16 protein-coding genes are annotated in these 19,166 nt (G+C 70.8%); 4 read left to right on the forward strand and 12 right to left on the reverse strand.

The window, feature by feature from the left end:
- Positions 1-57: 57 nt before the first annotated feature.
- The 3 genes from NQO67_RS13800 to NQO67_RS13810 form a co-directional block, all read right to left on the reverse strand.
- The gene (locus tag NQO67_RS13800) at positions 58-819 is read right to left on the reverse strand and encodes a DUF2127 domain-containing protein (protein WP_255950203.1); all 762 of its coding nucleotides are present in this window, start codon (positions 817-819) and stop codon (positions 58-60) included.
- A gap of 322 nt (positions 820-1,141) precedes the next feature.
- The gene (locus NQO67_RS13805; protein ID WP_374118990.1) at positions 1,142-1,609 is read right to left on the reverse strand and encodes a VOC family protein; all 468 of its coding nucleotides are present in this window, start codon (positions 1,607-1,609) and stop codon (positions 1,142-1,144) included.
- 537 nt (positions 1,610-2,146) lie between these two features.
- Positions 2,147-3,427: a M6 family metalloprotease domain-containing protein gene (locus tag NQO67_RS13810; RefSeq protein ID WP_255950204.1), complete on the reverse strand. Its 1,281-nt coding sequence runs from the start codon at positions 3,425-3,427 to the stop codon at positions 2,147-2,149.
- Positions 3,428-3,755: 328 nt separating this feature from the next.
- Here NQO67_RS13810 and NQO67_RS13815 point away from each other — a divergent pair, with 328 nt between their 5' ends.
- Together NQO67_RS13815 and NQO67_RS13820 are read left to right on the forward strand one after the other, a co-directional pair.
- A complete protein-coding gene (locus NQO67_RS13815) occupies positions 3,756-4,430 on the forward strand; it encodes a TetR/AcrR family transcriptional regulator (RefSeq protein ID WP_255950205.1) in 675 nt (224 codons plus the stop codon).
- Positions 4,431-4,767: 337 nt separating this feature from the next.
- Positions 4,768-6,417, forward strand: a complete 1,650-nt coding sequence (locus NQO67_RS13820) for an MFS transporter (RefSeq protein ID WP_255950206.1) — start codon at positions 4,768-4,770, stop codon at positions 6,415-6,417.
- A gap of 212 nt (positions 6,418-6,629) precedes the next feature.
- Here NQO67_RS13820 and NQO67_RS13825 read toward each other — a convergent pair whose 3' ends face one another.
- On the reverse strand, positions 6,630-7,154 hold the full coding sequence (locus NQO67_RS13825) for a MarR family winged helix-turn-helix transcriptional regulator (RefSeq protein ID WP_255950207.1): 525 nt from the start codon (positions 7,152-7,154) through the stop codon (positions 6,630-6,632).
- A 495-nt stretch (positions 7,155-7,649) separates the two neighbouring features.
- Here NQO67_RS13825 and NQO67_RS13830 point away from each other — a divergent pair, with 495 nt between their 5' ends.
- Positions 7,650-8,660, forward strand: a complete 1,011-nt coding sequence (locus NQO67_RS13830; protein ID WP_255950208.1) for a sigma-70 family RNA polymerase sigma factor — start codon at positions 7,650-7,652, stop codon at positions 8,658-8,660.
- An 823-nt stretch (positions 8,661-9,483) separates the two neighbouring features.
- Here NQO67_RS13830 and NQO67_RS13835 read toward each other — a convergent pair.
- The 3 genes from NQO67_RS13835 to NQO67_RS13845 all read right to left on the reverse strand — a co-directional run bounded on the left by NQO67_RS13835 (position 9,484) and on the right by NQO67_RS13845 (position 13,447).
- Positions 9,484-10,362, reverse strand: a complete 879-nt coding sequence (locus NQO67_RS13835) for a DUF6227 family protein (RefSeq protein ID WP_255950209.1) — start codon at positions 10,360-10,362, stop codon at positions 9,484-9,486.
- Between the two features lie 286 nt (positions 10,363-10,648).
- Positions 10,649-11,902: a L,D-transpeptidase gene (locus NQO67_RS13840; RefSeq protein WP_374118981.1), complete on the reverse strand. Its 1,254-nt coding sequence runs from the start codon at positions 11,900-11,902 to the stop codon at positions 10,649-10,651.
- Between the two features lie 342 nt (positions 11,903-12,244).
- The gene (locus tag NQO67_RS13845) at positions 12,245-13,447 is read right to left on the reverse strand and encodes a P1 family peptidase (protein ID WP_374118992.1); all 1,203 of its coding nucleotides are present in this window, start codon (positions 13,445-13,447) and stop codon (positions 12,245-12,247) included.
- 199 nt (positions 13,448-13,646) lie between these two features.
- Between NQO67_RS13845 and NQO67_RS13850 the strand changes: the two genes are divergently transcribed.
- The gene (locus NQO67_RS13850) at positions 13,647-13,829 is read left to right on the forward strand and encodes a hypothetical protein (protein WP_255950211.1); all 183 of its coding nucleotides are present in this window, start codon (positions 13,647-13,649) and stop codon (positions 13,827-13,829) included.
- Positions 13,830-13,938: 109 nt separating this feature from the next.
- Here the strand turns inward: NQO67_RS13850 and mscL are convergent, their stop codons facing one another.
- The 5 genes from mscL to NQO67_RS13875 all read right to left on the reverse strand — a co-directional run bounded on the left by mscL (position 13,939) and on the right by NQO67_RS13875 (position 18,872).
- Positions 13,939-14,439 (reverse strand): large conductance mechanosensitive channel protein MscL, encoded by a 501-nt coding sequence (mscL, locus tag NQO67_RS13855; protein ID WP_255950212.1) that lies wholly within the window; start codon positions 14,437-14,439, stop codon positions 13,939-13,941.
- A 147-nt stretch (positions 14,440-14,586) separates the two neighbouring features.
- Positions 14,587-15,285, reverse strand: a complete 699-nt coding sequence (locus NQO67_RS13860) for a hypothetical protein (protein WP_255950213.1) — start codon at positions 15,283-15,285, stop codon at positions 14,587-14,589.
- A 397-nt stretch (positions 15,286-15,682) separates the two neighbouring features.
- Entirely contained in the window at positions 15,683-16,534 is an 852-nt protein-coding gene (locus NQO67_RS13865) for an S-methyl-5'-thioadenosine phosphorylase (RefSeq protein ID WP_255950214.1), read from the reverse strand.
- Positions 16,535-16,640: 106 nt separating this feature from the next.
- A complete protein-coding gene (locus NQO67_RS13870) occupies positions 16,641-16,994 on the reverse strand; it encodes an FmdB family zinc ribbon protein (RefSeq protein ID WP_255950215.1) in 354 nt (117 codons plus the stop codon).
- Between the two features lie 189 nt (positions 16,995-17,183).
- Positions 17,184-18,872, reverse strand: coding sequence for a potassium/proton antiporter (locus NQO67_RS13875; RefSeq protein WP_255950216.1), 1,689 nt, complete (start codon positions 18,870-18,872; stop codon positions 17,184-17,186).
- Positions 18,873-19,166 lie beyond the last annotated feature (294 nt).

The raw sequence follows: 19,166 nt of genomic DNA on the forward strand, positions 1-19,166 counted from the left end.
GCCGACCGGCGATTGCCCTCACCTTGGCCTCTCGACGTCGGGCCGGGAGCCCACCGTTCAACGCACCCCGGCCGTGTCGGCGACCTCCAGCAGCGAGTCGCTGCGGCGCTCCGCCTCGAACGCCCGATGGCCACCGCGCAGACCGAACAGACGCTTGGCCAGGGCGATGTAGAGCACGGCGAGGATGTTGAGGACGAGGGTGCCGATCTTCAGCCAGCTGACGTGCTCGGTGAGCTCGTAGACCTCCAGCGGGAGGAACGCGGCGGTGGCGACGACCGTCAGGTACTCCGCCCAGCGCTTGGCGTACCACAGGCCCACCGCCTCGACGATCTCGATCAGCGCGTAGGCCAGCAGCAACACCGCGACCAGCACCAACGTCGAGTGCTTGTAGCCGAACGACTTCTGTATGGTGTCGACGACGGGGGAGTGGTCGAGGTCATAGTGGAAATGGCGGAAGACCGGCCGGAAGACGTCCAGATACTCGTCGAAGAGCCGGCGCACCGAGTCCTGGCTGTTGCTGAACTTCCACACCGCCGCAGCGGCCAGCACGATGAACACGCCACGCACGGCCCGCTCGAAGGCCAGGAAGCGCAGGAGCAGCAGGTCGCGCAGCACCTTGCCACGCGGCACCAGCGGCGCCTGGTCCGCCGGCCCTGAGCCGGCCGGCGCGCCCAGCGTGAAGTCACCGCAGCGCAGACAGCGCCACGCCGCACCGAGGCGGGTCTCCGTGCGCAGCCGCTCCCGCAGCGTGGCTTCATCCGGCGCGTACGTCACATGCCCGTGCCGGGCACACGCCCGCCGGTTCCAGTCGACCTTCATGCCCCCGTGCCCTCGCTGATCGTGCGTCCGCTGATCCCGGGTGGGCGCTGCCACACCGGGTTGATGGGGTGCGCCACGTTACACGCCCCCTCTTTTGTGGCCCGGTTCGCCTCCGGGCGCCTCAGCCGGTGCCCCTTTTTTTGTGGCTCGGTTCGCCTCCGGGCGCCTCAGCCGGTGTCCAGGAGCCGCCCGTGCTCGACCCTCCTTCGTCGGGCGCTCCGCGCGGGCGGCTCCTGGACACCGGCGCGCCCTTCGGCTCACTCGCCGCCGGGGTGGCCGGTAGCGTGGGGGTTCCAGGCCTGGCCAGGCAAGTGGTCGGTCCTTAGGGTGCGGGAATCAGCTGCCCGATGCCGTGCATGTTCCCCTCGCTGTCGCGGAACCAGGCGGCCCGCTCGCCGGTGCCGCCGGTGGAGGGGTAGTGGCCCGCGACCTCGGCGATGCCGTTCACCGTGCGCAGGCCGGGGACGTCCACCTCTTCGAACGTGACGCCGCGCCGGCGCAGCTCCGCCACCACCGCGTCGATGTCGTCCACCGCCCAGGCCATCTGGGTGTGCTCCCCCGAGGCGCGGCCGGCGGACTGGAACAGGGCGAAGCTGCCGCTTCGGCACTGGTAGCGCAGGCCGCCGGGGCGGGTCTCGACCGGTTCGAGGCCGAGTTTCTCGGCGTAGAAGCGGCGCGCACGGTCGAGGTCCTGGGCGGGCAGCCGGGTCGAGACGGCCGCCTCGGCGAGCGAGGTGCCGCCCGCGCGCCGTTCCCCCTGCGCACGTGCCGTCCAGTACGCCTCGGTCAGCTCGATGATCTGCACGTAGTTGCCGTCCGGATCGACGACCGTGCCGAACCACGCACCCGCGGGTTCCCGGTACTCGAGAACGGCGAGCCAGGGCACGCCCAGGGAGTCCAGGTGCTCGGCCGTGGACCGGGCGTCGTCCACGTGGACGTTGAGGATGGTCCGGGCCGGTTCGGCGGTGACGGGCGCGACATCGTCACGACCGTCGATCAGCAGCCCCACGTCACCGAGTCGCAGGAACCCGGCGGCGTCGGCACGCACCCCGAAGGCACGCTCGTACCAGGCGCGCAGGCGCTCCGGTGCCCTGCTCGCCAGCAGGATGCTGCCGAGCGCGGGTGTGGCCCTGCTCGATGTGGTTGCGGTCGGCTCCATGGCCGGCTCCTCCATTCGGGTGGCACGGGGGTGGCTGGCAGGCCGCTGCGGCCTTCGACGCCTTCGACGCCTTCGACGCCTTCGACGCCTTCGACGCCTTCGACACCTAAGACCGGGCCGGCCGCCGGAACTCATCGCCGCCCGTCGGGCCGGTCCCGCACCGGCTCCTCACCGCCGGCTGATGCGTATCCGGAAGTCACCGCGCGCGTCGGCTGACAGCACCTCGATGCGGACGCCGGCGTGCGGGTCGTCGAAGGTCTCGCCGCTGCCGTAGGTCGCGTCGGAGAGTTCCGCCTGGACGTTGGGGCTGCGGGTGCAGCCGCCGCTGTGCGGGGTGGAGTCGTGGACGGTGATGGGGCCCTCGCCGGTGTCCACGTCCGCGTTGACGCCGTAGACGAGGACGCCGGGCTTGCAGACCGCCTCGTCGTTGCCGCCGCGGGTGCGGACCTCGACCGCCAGGCCGCGTGTCGCGGTGATCGGGACGACGACCAGTTTGGCGCCGCCGCGGCGGCCCAGCGGCGTCAGGACGTGGTCGGACGTGCCGTGACCCGTCGCACAGGCCACCTGGCTGTCGTCGAGCCAGCCGAGCTTCCACTTGTGCCAGCCGAGCAGGTCGTTGTTGGCCCCCCAGTCCTCGCTCATGATGTCCCAGTGGCCGACCGCGCCGCCGCCCTGGCGGGTGTAGAGGTCCGGCAGGCCGAATATGTGGCCGTTCTCGTGCGGCAGCACCCGGTATCCGGTCTTGGCGTAGGCGCCGGACCCGTCGTCCTGGCGGCTGAAGACGAACGAGGCGTTGGCCATCGGCACGCCGTCCGCCGCGGGTGCGTCGCGGTTGCCGGCGAAGGTCACGGACAGCACCGTGTTCAGGGCGGAGGGGCCGGCGTTCGGCGTCATCAGGATGTTCACCAGGTCGTACGCGCGGAAGTCCACCACCGGGTCGGCCTCGGCGATGATGTCGACGACCAGCCTGCGGTAGCCCGGCTCGTACGGGGCGCCGCGCTGCAAGCCGTACGCCTTGAAGGTGCGGGGCATCCGCAACCAGTGCTTTATGGGGGCGCTCGGACGGTAGTCCAGCCGGCCGTACGAGGCGGTCCTGAACCACGCGCGGGTCTGCGGGAAGAACTCGCCGAGGCGGTCGAGCGCACGGCCCTGGCCCGGCGCGTCCGAGAAGTCGATCATGAGGTTCAGGGCCCTTACGGTGCCCGTGGAGTGCGCGTATCCGGGCCCCGTGGGCACCCCCTCGGACATCTGGATGCCCTGTCTGCCGCTGATCAGGCAGGGCCCGAGCGCCGTGCTGCGCGGGACGGCCGCCGGCCCTGCGGCGGTGTGCTGGCCGCTGGCCGGCGGGCCCGGGCTGGTCGACACCGTGACGGCCAGCAGCAACGCGGTCAGCGGGGCGACGACCGGGACGAGGCGGGGGGCGCGAGGGCGACGGCTGGTCGGCTGCATACGGCCTCCTCCCCCAGCGCCTCAAGGCCCTGGGTGGTGCCCCCCGGTCGCCCGGCAGCACGCCTGCCCGGCGGTACCCCGTAGCAGCACCGTGCGGCGGTTGCCTCGGGTACGCGCGTTGGGTGCGGCCGATCGTGGGTTTCTGGCCGTAGGTTCTGTGATGCGGGTCACAGGAGGGGCGGGAAATAACCGGGGAACGTCTCCCCGTTTAACCGGGTGTCCGAGTGAAACGGGGACTCGCTCCCCGGATCGCCCGGACGAGCCAGCAGGAACCCAGCGGAAACGCAGCAGGAACCCGGCAGGACGCAAGGAGAGGGAGAGGCAGGCCATGGAGACCATCACCGCCGGCACCGCACAGCGCCGAGCGCCACGCACCCGCTCCGACGCGCTGCGCAACCGGGAGCGGATCGTCGCCGCCGCGCGCGAGATGTTCGTCGAGCACGGCCCCGAGGTGCCGTTCGACGAGATCGCCCGCCGCGCCGGCGTCGGCAACGCCACGGTCTACCGCCACTTCGCCGACCGCACCGAACTGATGCGGCACGTGGTGCTGTCCGTCCTGGACCACGTCCTGCACCTGGCCGAGCGGGCCAGCACCGCGGCGGACGCGCCCGGCGCCGACCCCTTCGCCGAGCTGCGCCGCTTCGTGCACGCCGCTGCGGACGAGCGCATCGGCGCCCTGTGCCCCCTGCTGACCGCTCACCTCGACAAGGACCACATGGAGCTGTCCGCCGCGCGCGGCCGGCTTGAGACCGCGCTCGAAGGGCTCATGGCCCGGGCCCGCGCCACCCGTCAGCTGCGTGCCGACGTCGCCGTCGGAGACCTGATGGTCGCCCTCTCCCAGCTGACCCGACCGCTGCCCGGCACCGCATGCCAGGGCATCGACCCCTTCGTCCACCGCCATCTACAGCTGTTCCTCGACGGCCTGACGGAGCCCGCGCGCTCCACCCTGCCGGGGACGGCCGTGACTTTGGAGGCGCTGCGCTGCAAGCGCGCGCATCCCTGAGCTCCGGCACCTCTTACACCTCTGCCACCTCTTACACCTCTGCCATCCCTTACACCTCGGTCACCTCAGTCACCTCGGTCACCTCAGTCACCTCTGCCATCTGACATCGACGATCGCTGACCTCGATGCGGCCGGCTGACGTCACGCACGCGTGGACGCCGGCCGCCTCACCCCTCGACCACCCGGGCCTTCCGGCCTCCCCGCCACACCGGCCCGGGGACCACGACCACTCTTCCGGCGGCACGGCCCCGCACGACGACGTGTGGCCGCGATGACTTACGCCATCGCGCGCCGTCCTACTCCGGACACCCCTGCAACCTCGAAAGTAGCTACCCCTATGTCTTCCACCGCCCGGCACAGGCGGTCGACGGCTCCGTCGTCCGCTGCCGCCAGCACCGCCACGACCGGCGGTGCCCCTGCCAACGGCACCTCGCCCGCCACCGCCGATCCGCGACGCTGGCGTGCTCTGATCTTCATCGCGCTCGCGCAGCTCATGGTCGTGCTCGACGCCACCATCGTGAACATCGCGCTGCCCTCCGCCCAGCACGACCTGGGCATATCCGACGGCAACCGGCAGTGGGTCATCACCGCCTACGCCCTCGCCTTCGGTGGTCTGCTGCTGTTCGGCGGCCGGGTCGCCGACCTGTGGGGCCGCAGGCGCGCGTTCCTGATCGGCCTGAGCGGCTTCGCCGTCGCCTCGGCGCTGGGCGGCGCCGCGCAGAACGAGGTCATGATGCTGAGCGCCCGCGCGCTCCAGGGCGTGTTCGGCGCCGTGCTCGCGCCCGCCGCGCTGTCGCTGCTGGCCGTGATGTTCACCGACGCCAAGGAACGTGCCAAGGCGTTCGGCATCTACGGTGCGATCGCGGGTGGTGGCGGCGCCGTCGGGCTGCTGCTCGGCGGCTTCCTCACCCAGTCCCTCGACTGGCGCTGGACCTTCTTCGTGAACGTGCCCATCGCCATGCTCGCCGCCGCCGGCGCCTGGCTGGTGATCCGCGAGCCGGCCGGCGCCCGCAACCGTGCACCGCTCGACATCCCCGGCGTGATCCTCGCCACCCTCGGCCTGACCTCCCTGGTCTACGGCTTCACGCACGCCGAGTCCGACGGCTGGTCCGACGCCGTGACGATCGGCCTGTTCGTCGCCTCCGCGGCGCTGCTCGTCGCCTTCGCCTGGACCGAGTCCAAGGTCAAGGCACCGCTGCTGCCGCTGCGGGTGGTCACCGACCGCAACCGCGCGGGCGTCTACCTGTCGCTCGGCCTCGCCATCATCGGCATGTTCGGGCTCTTCCTCTTCCTGACCTACTACCTCCAGGAAGTGCAGGGCTACTCACCGATCAGGACCGGCTTCGCGTTCCTGCCGATGGTGCTCGGCATGATCACCGGCTCCACGCAGATCGGCGCCCGGCTGATGACGCGCGTCGCCCCCCGGTTGCTGATGGGTCCGGGCTTCCTGTCCGCAGCGACCGGCATGCTGCTGCTGACCCGGCTGGACGTCGGCTCCTCGTACGTGAGCGTGCTGCTCCCCGGCATGGTGCTGCTCGGCCTGGGCATGGGCACCGCGTTCATGCCGGCGATGTCCATGGCCACCCAGGGCGTCCAGCCACAGGACGCGGGTGTGGCCTCCGCGATGGTGAACACCTCCCAGCAGGTGGGCGGCGCCATCGGCACGGCCCTGCTGAACACCATCGCCGCCTCCGCGACCACCTCGTACCTGACGGCTCACGCGGCCAGTGCGACCAGCAGCTCCGCCCGGACGCGGCTGCTGCACCAGGGCATGGTGCACGGCTACACCACGGCCATCGGGATCGCCGCCGGCATCCTACTGATGGCCGCGCTGATCGCCCTGACCTTCATCACGGGCGGGCGCCCGAGGGTGGGCACGCCCGTGGCCGCCGGGTCCGGCTCGGTGGGCAAGCGTGGTGCGCAGGACCAGAGCGACCTCGCCGAGGGCGCGGACGCGGATGTTCCGGTGCCGGTGATCGCCCACTGAGCGTTCGCTGAGCGGTTCTGCCACACCCGTACCGGCCGGTGCGCCTTCCAAGCGGAGGCGCACCGGCCGGTGGCGTTGTGTCCGGGTGCTGGTCCGGTCGATGGCGTTGTGTCCGGTGTGCTGGTCCGGTCGATGGCGGGCGCCGGGCGCCGGGCGTTGCGGCACTGCGGTGCTGCGGCGTTGTGGTGCTGCGCCCGTTGCGGTGCTGCGTCTCAGCGGAGCCACGGAAGGTCGGCTCCGGCCTCCCGCGGCTGTAGCCCCTCGGCAACGGCCTGCATGATCTCGCCGAGCGCCCGCTGCTGCTCGGGGCTGAGCCGGTCGAAGATGGCCTGGCGGACCGCCTCGACATGACCCGGCGCGGCGCTCTCCAGCATCCGGTGGCCCCGATCGGTGAGGACGGCGAACTGGCCGCGCTTGTCCGAAGCGCAGTCCTCGCGGCGCACCCAGCCGTTCCGCTCCAGGCGCGTGATGGCGTGGGAGAGGCGGGACCTGGTGATCTTGGCGTGCATGGCCAGCTCGGTCATCCGCATCCGCCGCTGCGGGGCCTCGGCGAGCTGGACCAGCAGCCCGTAGTAGACGTGCGGCATGCCCGCGTCGCGTTGGAGCTGGCGGTCCAGGTGGTCGTCCAGCAGCATCCTGGCGTGCATGTAGGACCGCCAGACGCACTGCTCGTCGGCGCTGAGCCAGCGCGGCTCCCGCCGGCCGGGGGCGGGACGTGGTGCGGACGCCGTTGCCATGACTCCACTCTAGGGATCACCCAGTGCACGGGGTAACCGGCATCTCACACCCTCGATCCAGCCACGTTCCGCGCTCGCCCCGGGCTCTCTCTACCTGCCCTGCACCCGTTCTGACCTGCGCATGTGAGCTTCGGCCAGGACCGGGTAGGCGGGGTCGCCAAGTGCTCGAGCGATACGAGGCGTGCAGGGTACTGCATGATCGGAAAAATCGATGGGCGGCTTGGGAATTCTGTCCGGTTTCCAGTCGTTGTTTCCTTCGGATGCGCTGGGCACCCGAAAGACGTGCACTGCGTCGTGCAGAGCCGCAGAGGCGCCCGACCGACCCGCCCGACGAAAGCCATGGACCAGCATGAACTGACCGGCAAGAACGGACCAGCCGCAGCTTCCGCTTCCCGGCGAGTCCAGGGACGAACTGCCGAACCCGACCCTCCGGATCCGGAAACCCGCTGAGCACTGACCTGACCACCGTAAGCCTGACATCGTAAGGGAGTACGCATGGCAACCCGTGCCGTCGCCCGTCGCCAGTCCGCCGCCTCCGGTGGGACCGACACGGCAAACAGCGTTCGCGCCGTAGGCGGCGAGGTCGCCGACCGCGACCTGGTCGGCATGTACCTCGACGAGATCGCGCGCACGCCGTTGCTCGACGCCGCCAGGGAGGTCGAGCTGTCCCAGATCATCGAGGCGGGTGTCTATGCCAGTCAGATTCTCGACGGAGAGGTGGAGAGCAAGGCGGCAGAGAAGACCGGCGCCACCCGCGAGGAGTTGGAGGCGCTGATCCGGGACTCCGAGCGGGCCAAGGACGTCTTCATCCGCTCGAACCTGCGTCTTGTCGTCGCCGTCGCGCGCCGCTACCCGCGCAGCGGCCTTCCCCTGCTCGACCTCATCCAGGAGGGCAACGCGGGCCTGGTGCGCGCCGTGGAGAAGTTCGACTACCGCAAGGGCTTCAAGTTCTCCACCTACGCGACCTGGTGGATCCGCCAGGCGATCACCCGGTCGATAGCCGACCAGTCCCGCACCATCCGGCTCCCCGTCCACCTGGTGGAGGAGCTGGGCCGGATCCGCCGCGTGCAGCGCGAATTCAACCGCGAGCACGGCCGCGACCCGGAGCCGGAGGAGATCGCCGTCGACCTCGGCACCACCCCGGAGCGCGTCACCGACGTACTCGACTGGGCCCGCGACCCCGTCTCGCTGAACATGTCGGTGGACGACGAGGGCGAGACCCAGTTCGGCGACCTGCTCGAGGACACCTCCGCGGTCTCCCCGGAGCAGTCCGTGCTGACGCTGCTGCGCAGCGAGGAACTGGACGACCTGATCAGCCGCCTCGACGAGCGCACCGCCTCGATCATCAAGATGCGCTACGGCATCGAGGACGGCCGCGAGCGCACGCTCACCGAGGTCGGCAAGGAACACGGACTCACCCGTGAGCGCATCCGCCAGATCGAGAAGCACGCCTTGCTGGAGCTGAAGAAGCTCGCCCGCGACACCGGCTTCGACGCCGCGGCGTGACGACCACGCGGACCACGTCCTCCGCATCCTCTCCCGCGCCCCGACCTCTTCACTGAGAGGTGCGGGGCGCCTCGATCATCGGCGGGCGGATTGTGAGATCTATCGCTTCGGGCCGTTCTGTCTCATAATCGCCTATCAGAGGCGGCCGACCTACGGTCTACTGGGGGATATGTCCGCACACTTCTCGACAATTCGGCGCAGGAGCAGAGTGGTTCTCGCCGCCGCGGCCATCGTCGGCGCTGCGGTCCTCGGCGCGGTGGCCCGTCTCGGGCACCGCATCGGCCGAACCCGGGCCGCCCGACCGGGCCGCCCCCGCCCGGCTCACATGGTACGGCCGCCGGCAGCCACGCGGCCGGTGCTTCCGAGGCGTCGGGGGCGTGTTCCGCGCTGGGGCAGGTGGGCGCGGTGGGAGTGGCTGGCGCGCGGCGAGCGGTTGATGCGACGCCGGCGGCAGTCCGGCCGGCCTGCGGTGCGCGGCACCGACTGGCGCCCCGCCCAGACCCTGCGGGCCATGCCACGCCAAGTGGTGCCCACCACCGACGCCGTCGACCTGACCCCCGCGGAGCGCGCAGCGTTCGCCGGCCTCATCCGACAGTTCAGCGAGGGTCATCGCTGACCGCCGCACGGAGGGCCATCAGTGACCGCCGCACGGCGGGTCCCTCCAGGCCGCGGGTCGCGTCCGCGGTAGTGGACGAACGCGGAGCTGCGCGGCACTGATGCGGATGCGTTCGGCGCCGCTGATCGCTCTGCCACCTCGGTGCGGACGCCCACCGTGGGCCGCGGCGAGCGTGGGCCGCGTCCAGCGTGGGCCGCGTCGAGGTAGTCAGTTGGCCCGAGTGGCCCTGATGGCGCGCAGGTGCATGGCGCTGCGGGCCGCGTTCTCGGAGGTGTACACCTCGCACATGTGCCGCCCATCGGGGGTGGCGGTGTGCTCGACCTCCCACATGCTGATCTCGCGGCCGTCGGCCAGCAGGAACGCATGCTCGTAGAGCGAGAAGCCCAACCGGGCCTCGGCACCCAGCGTCGGGCGTCCGAAGGCCTGGGTGATCTGGTGGGCGAAGGCGGTGCCCAGCAGCCGTAAGGTGTCCGTGCCCGGCCGGTCGGGGTTCTCCGCGCGGCGCAGCAGCCGGCGGGCGTGGTCCGCCGAGTCGTCCGGAACGTAGACGTGGCGGGGGAGCGGCATCGGCGGGAGCGGCATCGTGAACGGCAGGTCGAATCCGATGGGCAGGGGCTGGTCCAGCGGCAGCGGCAGCCGCGCCGTCGCGGCATCGAGCCGCTGTTCGTCGGGGTACAGCTCGTGCTGGTCCTGCGGCGCGCGCTGCTCGGTCCGGATGCGGCCGTCCTGCCGGGGGCGCTCGGTCTGGCGACGGTCGGTCCGCAACCGGCGGGGGCGCTCGGTGCCGGGGTCCGCGGTGTCCTGAGTCGCCGCGGACGGGCAGGTGTTGTGCACCAGCTCCCAGAGCGTGACGGCGGCGCCGTCGGCGAGCAGCCAGGTGTGCCGGTAGGTGAGGCGATGCAGCCCGGCGCTGTGATGGGCGGAGTCCAGCGAACTGTCGTGGGCCAGGGCGGTACCGAGGCGGTGCAGCAGGTCGTCGGGCAGCTCGAAGGAGTTGATCGCGCGACTGAGGAGCCGCTCAAGGAACTCCTGCGGAGTCTCGTGCGACCCCGCGGGTTCGGGCGCTGTCTCGTACGGAACGCTCAAGGCATCTCCCGGCGTCGCTACATGTCACCTCGTGAGTGCATACCGTAGCCCCTTCCCGGTGCATCGTGTCCAGGAACCAGGAAAACGTACGGTCTGCGCGGGAAGTTCCCATCTGGCTTCTATGGAAGGGCAGTTCAAGCGCGTCTACGGAGGGTGTGCGCCGCCGGGGCGCACACTTCCGCGCACGCCCCGCCGTCCGCCGCACCGTACCCGGTGAGGGCCCTGTCCGTACATGGCCGTGTTCCCCAGTAGGCGGCCAGGGCCTCCCTCGCGCACGGCCATCGCCTCAGACGGCGCTTCCCGACTTCCAGGCGCTCCAGGACATGTTCCAGCCATTGAGGCCGTTGTCCGGAGTGACGGTGGCGTCCGGGGAGTTCTTCACGATCACCACGTCTCCGATCATCGACTGGTCGTAGAACCACTTGGCGGTGGTGTTCCCCTGGGCGCCCCTGACGTCCTGTAGACCCACGCAACCGTGGCTGGTGCCCTGCCGGCCGAACGGCGGATTGCCCTGCGCGTACCAGTAGTTGCCGTGGATGAAGGTGCCCGAGTTCGTCAGGCGCATCGCGTGCGGCACGTCGGGGATGTCGTACTCACCGCCGAAGCCGACGGTCGAGCCCTTCATACGGGTCTGGACGAACTTCTCCGAGATCACCATCTCGCCGTTGTACGTCGGGTGCGCCGCGCTGCCCGCCGATATGGGGACCTGGCGGAGCGTCTTGCCGTCCCGGACGACCGTCATCGTCTGGGTGTGGACGTCGACCGTGGAGACCTGGGAGCGTCCGATGGTGAACGACACGGTCTTGTCCTGCACGCCGTAGGCGCCGTCGGCACCCTTGACGCCGTCCAGGTGGATCCGGACGGTGACCTTGGAGCCGGCCTTCCAGTAGTCCTGCGGCCGGAAGTCCAGCCGCTGCGTGCCGAACCAGTGGCCGACCACCTCCTGGCCGCTGCTGGTGCTGACGTCGATCCCGGACTGCACCGCCTTCTTGTCGGTGATCGCCTTGTCGAACGTGAACGACACCGGCATGCCGACGCCGACCTTGGCGCCACCGTCGGGCGTGTAGGTGCCGATGAAGCTGTGGGCGACGGTCACCGTGGTGAACCGGGAGTCGGCGCTCGTGGTGTGGCCCTGGGCGTCCTTGGCCTTGGCCGAGATCTGGTACCGGGTGCCGCGCTCCAACTGCCGTGTGGGCGTCCAGGTGGTGCTGTCCGCAGCCATCCGGCCCGGTATGGACGAGCCGGTGGCCGCGTCCTTCATCGTCACCTCGGTCAGCGTGCCGTCACTGACCTTGACGCTGGTCTTGTTGATGGACGCCCCCGTCGAGCCGTCCTTCGCGGAGATGGCGATATGCGGCGAAGTGGTCTGCGCCGGAGCCTTGCCGTCCGAACCGCCCTTGCCCCCCGACCCGTCCGCCGTGGCGTCGCCGCCGCAGGCCGTGAGGGTCAGTGCGCCGACCGCGAGCGCGGCGCACACCAGCAGCGCACGGCCCTTGGCGTGCACGCGGGACCGCCCGGTCGGCCCCGTCGAGCGTGTCACCCACGCGCCCCGAACGCCCCGCACACCCCGCGCAGCCGGGTGCTGCTCGAAGGCATGGCGCACCGTCGGTTCCTGCCCCACTTCATCCTGCCTTATCACCTGTAGCTCCATGTTTCGTGAAGTACTTGATCTGCGCCGCCTGGGCGATCCAGGTGTTCTGCTCCGTTGTGTGGAGAGAGCGCAGATCAAAGAGAACGGTTCCATCCACTTTTCGAGGAACCGCCGTGACATCACGGGAAGTTGCGGCGCGGGGGGCATACGGGGGCCTACGGGAGGACAGCACGGAAGAGGTGCTGGTGGGCGGGCGGACGCACCACTGACGGTGGCCTCACTCCCCTCAGGTCAGCCGGACCCGTACAGCTCCCGGTACGAGGGAAACGTGCCGCCCGCGCCCCGCACCGATTCCGCGGCACGTACCGCTCCGACGATGGCCCGGGTCACCTGGTCGGCGCCGGCCGCCAGGATCTCGTTCAACACGCCTGCCGCGGCTGCCTCCGTCGCCTCCCTCGACTCGGCCTGAGGCCGCCCCTTCCGCCGCTGGTCCGGGGGTGTGAGCGGGTGCGCCCCGGTGACCAGGGCGAAGACGGTGTCGCCGTCGTGCATCAGATGCACGGGGCGTACGGCGCGTGCGATGCCGTCGTGCGAGGTGCCGGCCAGCTTCTGGGCCTGTGCACGGGTCAGCGCCGCGTCGGTGGCCACCACGGCCAGGGTGGTGTTGAGCGGTGGCCGGCTGCGCGTCGCCAGGGGTGCGCTCACCTTGTCGAGGGCCGCCTCGTGGACCTCCGGCTCCGGGTACCGCACCCGCCGCCCCGCGAAGTACTCGCCGTACAGCACTCCCGTCGCCGGGTCCAGTGCCGAACCCGCCGCGTTCACCACCACCAGCGCCGCCACCGTGATGCCTGAGCCGAGCATGGTGCTCGCCGTGCCGATCCCGCCCTTGAGCCCGCCGACCACGGCGCCCGTACCGGCACCCACACAACCGGTGGGGACCGGGGAGCCAGGCCGGGAAGCGGCCGCCGCCTCGACCGCGGCCCGGCCGGTGGCCGCATCCGGCCTGGCCCGGAAGTCGCCGCCGCGGCCCAGGTCGAAGATGCAGGCGGCGGGCACGACGGGCACCACGTGCGAGGGGTCCGGCCCGACCCTGAAGCCTCGGGCGTGCTCCTCCAACCAGGCCATGACGCCGGCCGCGGCATCAAGACCGTAGGCGCTGCCGCCGGTCAGGACGATGGCGTCGATCCGCTGGGCCACCGTGCGCGGGTCGAGCGCGTCCGTCTCCTTGGTGCCCGGGCCACCGCCCCGTACGTCCACGGCGGCCACCGCACCGCCCTCCGGAGCGAGCACCACCGTGGTGCCGGTGAGACGGCCCTCCCCGGTCAGCGTGGCGTGCCCCACACGTACACCGGCGACGTCGGTCAGCCCGGAGTCGCCCCTTCCCCGCGGCCCACGCTCGTCCACCGCATCCCCTGGTGGGGGTCCTCCGCGGCCCTCTGCCGGGTGTCCTCCGAGGCCGCCTTGGCTGTTGTCATGCACCGTCATGGGGCACAGGGGTATCACGGGGGCGCGGGTGGGGCGGGGTGAACCGCACCGGGGACGCGTCGGTCCGGGGCCGCGTATCCGCGTGGGTGGGTGTCGGCACGGTGGGTGTCGGCAGGGGGAGGTGTCGGCAGGGGTAGGGGTCGGCACGGTGGGTGTCGGCGTCGCTCCCGTAGGCGCCGGGCGGGGCCGGGGCACGTACGCTGGACGCATGACCTCGGCCCCCGAACCCACGCCGCGCGACCCCAAGGACGCGCTCGTCTTCGACGACCCGCTGAACCAGCGGTCCTCGGACGACACGGACCAGGGGTGGGGCGAGCGGCCCACCGGTGGCGACGACAGCGCCGCCGAGCTGGCGCGTTTCCTCAACGAGAAGCCGCCCCACCACCTCTGAGGCCCACGGCGTCGGTGCCCGGCGGCGGGCCTGCACCGAGGGCGCCGGCAGGCGCTGCTCGGACCGTGGCCCCGGGACCGGCCGTGGCCCCGGGACCGGGCGGTCGTCGCTACAGCTGTCGGTCCTGTCCGCCGATGCGGGGCGGGCCGCCACGCTGCGCGATGAGCCCGTCGCGGATCTCCTTGAGCACGTCCAGCTCGGTGACCTCGATCGACTCCTCCTGGGGAGCCTCCTTGGCGGCCTTGCGCTGTGCCTGCTTGGCCAGGTACTTGGCCATCGGCAGGACCATCAGGAAGTAGACCACGGCGGCGGTGATCACGAAGTTGACGGCGGCACTGAGTACGGTGCCCCACATGATCGGGACGCCTTCGAGGACCGTGCCCGTCTTGTCGTCGTAGACGCAGGGGCCCTTGAGACAGGACTTGTACTTGTCCAGGTCCTTTGTGCCGAGGGCGCCGACGATGGGGTTGATGATGCCTTTCACCATGCCGTTGACGATGTTGGTGAAAGCGGCACCGATGACCACGGCGACCGCCAGGTCCACGACGTTTCCGCGCATCAGGAAGGCTTTGAAGCCTTGCCAGAGGCTCGGATCCTGCTTCTCGCTCACCGATGGGCCTTTCTGTATATGGGCTGCTGATGGAGTAATCGGCTTCGCAACCTACGGCAGAATCTGGCCGCCTGGTCCCGTCGGCTAACTCGAATGTGGGACTTGACACGGAGAATACGGAAAATCCGTGCGCAGGTTCCTGGAGAGTCAGCACAGGGTCACCGCCAGTCGTGAGGCGGCTCCGGCGCCGGCCAGCTCCGCCGCGATGGGCCGGGGTACCGAGAGCAGCACCAAGGCGCCGTCCTCCGCAGGTCCGTCCTCGGCCTCGGGCACCTTCACCACCCGGGCCCCGGCCGCCACCACCCGCGGCGGTGCGGCGCCAGCGGCACCGGAGACATCGGCCGCGATGACATCGACATGATCGCCGGGGTGCAGCAGCCGTACTGCTGCGGCATCGGCGATGCGCACGGGGGCGGTCACCAGCGCGGCGGCCGGGCGTGCCGGGTGGGGTGCAGCCGACCGGTCCAGTGGCCGGGGCTGGGCTTGGGCGCGGCCGGTGTCGGCCGGACCGGTGGCCGCGACCAGCGCGGCGGCCGTCATGGCCAGACCTGCCGCCACGGCACGTCTGCGATGCCGCATCAGCCTGCGCAGCCGGTACTGCCCACCGCGCACCCGTACCGGAGAGAAGAGCGGAACCTCACACGTCGGGGGAGCATCAGCACCCGGACTGCCCGGACTGCCCGGACTGCCCGGACTGCCTAGAGCGGGCACGTCGGATGGCAGGGGCGGAGGGTCCAGCGTCCGGGGCGCCAGAGGAGAGAACGGGGAGAGCTGCGACAGGGGTGACAGCGGTGACAAGGGCGACGGAGACGAACGATCAGGGGGATGCGGATCCGAGTCCGGCATGGATGCGGATGCGGATGCGGGTACGGAATAGGGATCGGCTGACCCGCAAGGAACGGGTACCGGGTCCGGGCCCGGCGTAGCGGAAGAAGGGAATGCCGAAGGAGAGGGGAGCGCCGGGGTGGAGGGGAATGCGGAAGAAGAGGGGAATTGCGACATGACGCACACCGCCTGTCGTGAGGAGTTCGGAATTTCCCTCCCACGATGACGCGATACGCCGAATCCCGCTGAAGCCCGTGGATTACTGGCGAGTTGTGGATAATTTCCTCACCCGAACGTGAGCCTCCGCTGCACCCGCCCTGGGTGCCGGTGACCCCGCCGAAACGCGGCCACCGGATCCGTACATCTACGAGCTACGAGCTACGCACTACGACCTACGAGCGCCGAGCTGGCTACTGGCTCAGGGAAGCTCGATCCCCGTCTCCAGTCCCCCCAGCGCCTGCGTGCACAGGCAGTCCCGCTCGCCGGTCGTCGGGAGTCCGGCCACGACCTCGAAAAGCACCGTGCGCAGCCGCGCCACATTGGCGGCGAAGACCTCCATGACCTCCGTGTGCAGGACGCCCTCGCCGGCTTCGGCGCCGGCGTCCAGGTCGGTGACCAGGGTCAGCGACGTGTAGCAGAGCTCCAGCTCGCGGGCGAGCGCCGCCTCGGGATGGCCGGTCATGCCGACCACCGACCAGCCCTGCGCCGCATGCCACAGGGACTCCGCCCGGGTGGAGAAGCGCGGTCCCGGGATGACCACGAGGGTGCCGCCGTCCACCGGCTCCCAGCCCTGCTCGCGTGCCGTCTTCACCGCGATCCGGCGACCCGCGGGGCAGTACGGGTCGGCCAGGGACACATGGACGACCTTGGGGATGGTGCCGTCGGGCAGCGGCTCTCCGTCGAAGTAGCTGGCCGGCCGGTCCTTCGTGCGGTCCACGAGCTGGTCGGGGACGAGCAGGGTGCCGGGGCCGTACTCGGTGCGCAGCCCGCCCACCGCGCACGGGCCGAGCACCTGGCGCACGCCCACGGAGCGCAGCGCCCACAGGTTCGCCCGGTAGTTGATCTTGTGTGGTGGGAGGTGGTGGCTTCGGCCGTGGCGGGGGAGGAAGGCGACGCGGCGTCCTGCCACCTCACCGAGAAAGAGCGAGTCGCTGGGCGGACCGTAGGGGGTGTCGACCTGCACTTCGGTCACGTCGTCGAGGAAGGAGTAGAAGCCGGAGCCGCCTATGACGCCGATCTCGGCCTGAGTCGCGTTCGCCGTATTCTCCATGGTGAAAACAGTATCCGGGCCCGGTGACGACGGAGACCCTGTCGCTGGAATCGACAGGGTCTCGTGGTGTTCGCAGGGCGGATGGTGCCCCGGGCGGTGCTGTTGCTCAGGCGGCCGACGAGCTGCTCGAAGGCTTCGTTGAGCTGGATGAACTCGACGAGCTGGACGAGCTCGACGACCCGCTGCCGGAGCCGGAGCCGGAGCCCGAGGACCCGGAGTCGGACGATCCCGAGGTGCTGGAGGTCGACTTCGCACTGGACGAGCCGGAGCCGCTGGACGACGAGCTGCGGCTGTCGTTGCGATAGAAGCCGGAGCCCTTGAAGACGATGCCTACCGCTGAGAACACCTTCTTCAGGCGGCCGTTGCAAGCCGGGCAGTCGGTGAGGGCGTCGTCGGTGAACTTCTGCACCGCCTCAAGGCCCTCGCCGCACTGGGTGCACTGGTACTGGTAGGTCGGCACTGTCTTCCTCCTGGCACTCTCACTCGATGAGTGCTAACGACGATCCATAGTGACGTATTCCGCGGGAACAGTCCACTGAGGTGGAGATCAGGTGACCGATACCACTGCCGTCACATGCGCCCCACACCGCCCCCGTCCCTGGCTGACCCGGCGGCACGGGGCGGGGGCGGTGCGGGGCGTGTGGAAGGCCTACTTCCCGTTCGACACGGCACCGGGCCCGCGCCGCTGCGCCCCGGGCTCCCGCCGTGCTCCCTTCTGCGTTCCCTTCGGCTCGTTGGTCAGCCAGCCGGCCAGCTTGCCGCCCCGGCTGACGGCGCGCAGGCGGCGCTCGGCGGCGTCGCGCACGGGGTCGGTCGCGACCACCAGCAGTTCGTCACCGCGCCGCAGCAGGGTCGTCGGGAGCGGCACGAAGGAGGTGCCGTCGCGCACGACCAGGGTGACGGCTGAGCCGGCGGGCAACCTCAGCTCGTTGATCTCGACGCCGTTCATGCGCGAGTTCCCGGGGATGGACACCGACAGCAGATGCCCGCGCAGCCGCTCCAGGGGAGCCGACTCGACGCCCAGGTCGGCGGCGCCCTCGGTGTCCCCCAGCCGTAGCTTCCGGGCCAGCCAGGGCAGCGTCGGGCCCTGGACCAGGGTGAAGACGACGACCAGGACGAAGACGATGTTGAAGATCCGGCGGCTGTCCGGGACGCCGGTCACCATGGGGATGGTGGCCAGGATGATGGGCACGGCGCCGCGCAGGCCGGCCCAGGAGAGCAGCGCCTTCTCCTGCCACGGCAGCCGGAAGGGCAGCAGGCTCAGCTGAACCTCCAGGGGGCGGGCCACCACCGTGAGCACCAGGCCGACCAGCAGCGCGGGGAAGAAGTCGCGGGCCAGGTCGTGCGGGGTGACCAGCAGGCCGAGCAGGACGAACATGCCGATCTGGGCGATCCAGCCGAGCCCTTCGGCGAAGCCCCGGGTGGCGGGCCAGTGCGGCAGCCGGGCGTTGCCCAGCACCATCGACGCGAGATACACGGCCAGGAAGCCGCTGCCGTGGGCGAGCGCGCCCGCGGCGTAGGCGGTGATGGCGATCGCCATGACGGCGATCGGATACAGGCCCGAGGCGGGCAACGCCACCCGCCGCAGGCCGTAGGCGCCCGCCCAGCCGATGGCCAGCCCGATCGCGGCGCCGATGACCAGCTCCAGGAGGATCAGCCCGATGAGCTCGTACCAGGGATCGACCGGGCCCGCCGCGGAGAAGGCGACCACCAGGATCACGACGGGGGCGTCGTTGAAGCCCGACTCGGCCTCCAGGACGCCGGTGATACGCGGCGGCAGCGGCATCTTGCGCAGCACCGAGAAGACCGCGGCGGCGTCCGTCGAGGACACCACCGCGCCGATGATGAGGGCCTGGCGCCACTCGAGCCCGACCAGATAGTGCGCGCCGGCCGCCGTCACACCCACGCTCACCGCGACGCCGACCAGGGAGAGCGTCGCAGCGGCGGGCAGCGCCGGCCTGATCTCCTTCCACTTGGTGCCCAGGCCGCCCTCGGCCAGGATCACGACCAGGGCGGCATAGCCGATCACCTGGGTCATCTCGGCGTTGTTGAACGTTATGTGGCCGAGGCCGTCCTGGCCCATCACGATGCCGATGCCGAGGTAGAGCAGCAGGCTGGGCAGCCCGCTGCGGGAGGACAGCCGGACGGCCACGACCGCGACGAGCAGGACGAGTGAGCAGGCGAGCAGAAGCTGGTTGAGGTGGTGGACAGTCAGCGGCCGTTCCTTCCCCTTTTGGTCCGGGCGCCGGGCCCGTGCACCGGCGAGGCGCCCTCCCGGTGCGCGAGCCCGATGCGCGGGCGTGCGCTCAGTACGCCGGGCTTGCGAGCCCGGAAACATCGAACTACTTCATTACCTTACCTAATCGTTAACGGTTCCTTGACGCGTCCGCGGCATCTCGTGGGTCATGCGGTCCCCCAGGGCTCCTGGGGATGCGGCTTCGGGAGGCGTCCCAAAGGCATCTCAAGAGCCATGGCCGCGTCCGGGGCCGCAGCCGGCTGCGCCTATGGTTGCTCCAGCGCCCGCGCCCCATCGGCCGCCGCGCCGCCCGCACTTCTGCTCGTACGCACGCCACCGCACCTCACCGGAACCGCCCACTCACCCTGCCGCTCGCGAAGGACTGCAAGGACAGCG

It is taken from the genome of Streptomyces odontomachi (assembly GCF_024435355.1).
Taxonomy (GTDB): domain Bacteria; phylum Actinomycetota; class Actinomycetes; order Streptomycetales; family Streptomycetaceae; genus Streptomyces; species Streptomyces odontomachi.